This window comes from Corallococcus terminator, assembly GCF_003611635.1.
In the GTDB taxonomy this organism is placed as follows: domain Bacteria; phylum Myxococcota; class Myxococcia; order Myxococcales; family Myxococcaceae; genus Corallococcus; species Corallococcus terminator.
Window position 1 is genome coordinate 1 of sequence record NZ_RAVZ01000528.1, and the last position, 4,076, is coordinate 4,076.

The 4,076-nt window shown below is 71.6% G+C and carries 2 protein-coding genes and 1 pseudogene; 2 read left to right on the forward strand and 1 reads right to left on the reverse strand.

Annotation, left to right across the window (positions count from 1 at the left end; translation table 11 throughout):
- Positions 1–185 precede the first annotated feature (185 nt).
- Positions 186–1,286, reverse strand: coding sequence for a glycosyltransferase family 4 protein (locus tag D7V88_RS39430; RefSeq protein ID WP_120545669.1), 1,101 nt, complete (start codon positions 1,284–1,286; stop codon positions 186–188).
- A gap of 43 nt (positions 1,287–1,329) precedes the next feature.
- Between D7V88_RS39430 and D7V88_RS39435 the strand changes: the two genes are divergently transcribed.
- Positions 1,330–3,564 carry a glycosyltransferase gene (locus D7V88_RS39435; protein WP_120545670.1) on the forward strand — a complete coding sequence of 745 codons (2,235 nt, stop codon included), beginning with the start codon at positions 1,330–1,332 and terminating at the stop codon, positions 3,562–3,564.
- Positions 3,561–4,076 (forward strand): annotated as a pseudogene (locus D7V88_RS39440) (hypothetical protein); the annotation flags it as partial. The gene D7V88_RS39435 and the pseudogene D7V88_RS39440, both read left to right, overlap by 4 nt.

Below are 4,076 nucleotides of genomic sequence, written 5' to 3' on the forward strand. Positions count from 1 at the left end.
CTCCTGCTCCACGGGCGCGGTGGGCTGGGGCTCCTGCGCCTCATCCGCCTTGCGGGCGGTGTTGGAGCTGGCGCACCCGAGCAGCATTCCGCAGACGATTCCACTCCACACGAGCAGTCGCATGTTCCTCCCAGAGGGGCCCTTCCGGGCCGGTTGGCGGGCGCCGTCTGCTTCCGACCGGTGGACTACCGGCGGTGACGGAGCGCCGCATCGTAAGCGGCCCGCGTCAGTTCCGCGGTGCGGGCCCAGGTGAACTTCGCGGCCTGATGGAGGCCCGACTCCGAGAGCGCACGGCGCTCCCCGGGTGAGCCCAGCAGCCGGTGGATGACCGCCGCCAGTCCCTCCGCGTCGTCCGGATCCACCGCGGGCGCGGCAGCGCCACACACCTCCGGCAGCGAGCCCGCGGTGGACACCACGGTGGGCGTGCCCAGGCGCATGGCCTCAAGGGGCGGCAGGCCGAAGCCCTCGTAGCGCGAGGGGAAGACGAACAGCGCCGCGCGGCGCATCAGCGCGTAGAAGGTGGAGGGCGGCTGGTAGCCCAGGGCTCGGATGTCCAACCCTTCGGAGCGCAGCCGCGCGATGCGCGTCTCCACCTTCCCGGAGCCGAACCAGCCCTGTCCGGCGAGCACCAGCGTGAAGGGCTTGCCCTGCGCGGCGAGCCGCTCCTGCGCATCCAACACCAGGTCCACGTTCTTGCGGACATCGAGCGAGCCCGCGTACAGCACGTAGTCCTTCGGCAGGGTCAGCGCGCGCAGGAAGTCCTCCCCCTCCGCGTCCAGCTCCGGCACGGTCACGTGGTCCACGCCGTTGGGCACCACCACGGTGCGCGGCTCCACCTGCGGAAAGCGGCGCAGGAGGTCCTCGCGCGTGCGCTCGCTGATGCACACCAGCCGGTCCGCGGTCGTCAGGCTGCGCGCGAGCCAGAGCCGGAACTGCCAGCGGTACGGGGTGGACACCGTGTCCGGCAGGTCCAGGGGCACGAGGTCGTGCACGGTGAGCACGTAGGCCGTGCCCGGCACGCGCCGCAGCGGCAGGTTGAAGTTGCCGAGCGCGTGGTAGACGGGCGGCGGAGATTCCCGCAGCACCTTGGGCAGCGTGCCCAGCGTCCACGCCGTCCGCTTCTGGACGCCTCGGGGGTGCTCGCCCGACATGCGCGCGCCCATCCGGTCCAGGACGACGCCCTGGGCCTCCAGCGCGTCGGCGAGGCAGCGGGTGTACAGGCCGATGCCCGTGGTGGGTTCGTCCCAGAGGGTGGCGTCGAGGGCGATGGGTCCGAGGGTCGACACGGGGCCGCCTCATACCATGCCCCTGTGCTAGACACGGGACCGCATGGCGGTCCACCAGTTGATCCCGAGCTTCGGCCCCGGCGATGCCTCCGGGCAGGCCGCGCTGCACCTTCAACTCCTGCTGCGCCGCATGGGGCACGCGGGCGACATCTACGCGGAGGAGGTCGGCGCGGGCCTGGAGGGCATGGCCCGCCACGTCTTCGCCCTGCGCCCGAAACCGGACGACCTCGTCCTGTACCACCATGGCATCGCGTCCCCCTTGAGCGGACGTCTGATGCACATGGACTGCAAGCGCGGCGTGGTGTTCCACAACATCAGCCCCGCGCGCTTCTACCCGGGCACGCCGCTGGAGCACGCGCTGGTCGCGGGCCGCGCGCAGGTCGCCGCGATGGCGCCCTTCCTGGACGTGTCCATCGGGGACTCGGACTACAACTGCGCGGAGCTGCGCGTCGCGGGCCACCGCAACGTGCACACCGTGCAGCTCTTCATCGAACCGGAGCGCTTCGCCGCCTCCGGCGCGGACGCGGAGATGCTCGCGGGCCTGTCGGGCCCCGGCCCCACCCTGGTGTCGGTGAGCCGGGTGATGCCGCACAAGCGCTTCGAGGACCTGCTCGCGCTGCACCGCGAACTCCTGCGGATCCGCCCCCAGGCGCGCCTGCTGCTCGTCGGCGGGTACGAAGCGGGCAGCCGCTACTTCAAGGGGCTCCAGAAAGAGGCGAAGGCCCTGGGCGGGGTGGAGTTCCTGGGCCGCCTGACGCATGCGCAGTTGGTGGCCGTGTACCGCTCCGCGTCCGTGTTCGTCTCCATGAGCGAGCACGAGGGCTTCAGCGTGCCCATCATCGAGGCCATGGCCTCGCAGGTCCCGGTGATGGCGTACGCGGCGGCGGCCGTGCCGGAGACGATGGGCGGCGCGGGCATCGGGTTCGACCAGAAGCGCTTCGCGTTCCTCGCGGAGCTGGCGGTGGACCTGAGCGAGGACCTGGCGCTGCGCCAGTCCGTCATCGAAGGCCAGACGCGCCGGCTCCAGCACTTCTCCCCCGCCGCCACGCAGGTGTCGCTGGAGAAGGCGCTCGCGGGCGTGGTGTCCCCACCGCCGAGACCCCGCCGGACCCCGAAGCGGCCTCGTGTGGCGCTGGTGGTGCAACGCTACGGCGAGGTGACGGGCGGCGCGGAGAGCCACGCGGCCCAGGTGGCGGAGCGACTGGCGCCGCACTGGGACATCACGGTGCTCACCACCTGCGCGAAGAACCACCTGACGTGGGAGAACGTCTTCCCGCCGGGCGAGGAGCGCATGGGCCGGGTGAAGGTCCTGCGCTTCCCGGTGACGCGCACGCGCAACATGCCCGCGTTCAACGGCCTGTCGGGCCAGGTGTTCGACCGGAGCAACGAGCGGCTGCGCGAGGAGCAGTGGGTGGCGGAGCAGGGCCCGTTGAGCCCGGGCCTCATCGACCATCTGGCCACCACGCAGGACGCTTACGACGGCTACCTGTTCTTCACGTACCTCTACGCGCCCACGGTGATGGGGCTGCCGCTGGTGGCGGACCGCGCGATGCTGGTGCCCACCGCGCACGACGAGCCGCCCATCCGCTTCGGCGTCTACGGCGACGTGTTCAACCGGCCCCGGGTGCTGATGTGCAACACGCCGGAGGAGGTCGCCATGTTCGGGCGCTTCCATCCGGAGCACGCGCGGGCGCGGGTGGTGGGCGTGGGGGTGCAGGCCCTGCCGGCGGCGCCCGAGCGCTTCCGGGAGAAGCACGGCGTGCACGGCCGCTACCTGCTCTACGTAGGCCGGCTGGAGCCGGGCAAGGGCATACCGGAGCTGCTGACGTTCTATCGCAAGCTGCGGGAGCGCTACGCGGACGCGCCGGAGCTGGTGCTCGCGGGTGAGGCGCACATGGAGCTGCACGGTGAAGGCGTGCGGCACGTGGGGCGCATCGAGGAGCAGGACAAGCACGATGCGCTGGCCGGGGCACTGGCGGTGGTGGTGCCGTCGAAGTTCGAGAGCCTGTCACTCTTGACGCTGGAGGCGTTCGCGCACGGGACGCCGGTGCTGGTGAACGGGTACTCGGACGTGCTGGTGGGACAGGTGGAGCGCAGTGGCGCGGGCCGGGTGTACCGGGGGCTGGCGTCGTTCATTGAAGGACTGCGCGAAGTGGGCGAGGCCCGCGACGCGCTGGGCAAGCGGGCCCGCACCTACGCGCAGGGACACACGTGGCCCCAGGTGGTCGCGGCGTACCGGGAAGAAATGGCGCGCATCGTCGAGGAGACACACCGATGAAGCTGCTCGGACGGGACATTCCCACGGGGGCCCTGGTGGCCCGCATCGAAGAGCGGCTGCGCACGCGCGGGCTGCCCACGTCGGAGAAGGCGGAGGTGCCGGAGGACGGCGTCGAGCCGCGCGTGGATCCGCTGTCGTTCAACATGCACGCGCTGGAGGAGAACGCGGACACCACGCGCGCCCTGCCCCTGCACACGCACCGTGGAGGCGCGGGCCAGGTGGTCCTCCTGGCCAAGTGGGCCTTCCGCAAGTCGTGCCAGGTGTTGATCAACGAAACGCTGGGAAGGCAGCGCGTGTTCAACGGGCTGGTGCGCGACTCGTACGCCCAGCTCTCCGCCGAAGTCATCCGGCTGCGCCGCGAGGTGGACACGCTGCGCGCCCAGGCCGCCCGGGCCCAGCAGGCGGAAGGCGCACGTCCGGCCAGGACGCCCGGGTTCGAATCCAGCCGGCACCCGAAGCCGCCTCCGGACATCGAATACGGCCACCCCTCCATGCCCGCGCACGACGGGAAC

Bases quoted from the DNA above. Each gene is read 5' to 3' on its own strand.
- D7V88_RS39435 (WP_120545670.1), top strand. From the start codon at position 1,330: ATGGCGGTCCACCAGTTGATCCCGAGCTTCGGCCCCGGCGATGCCTCC.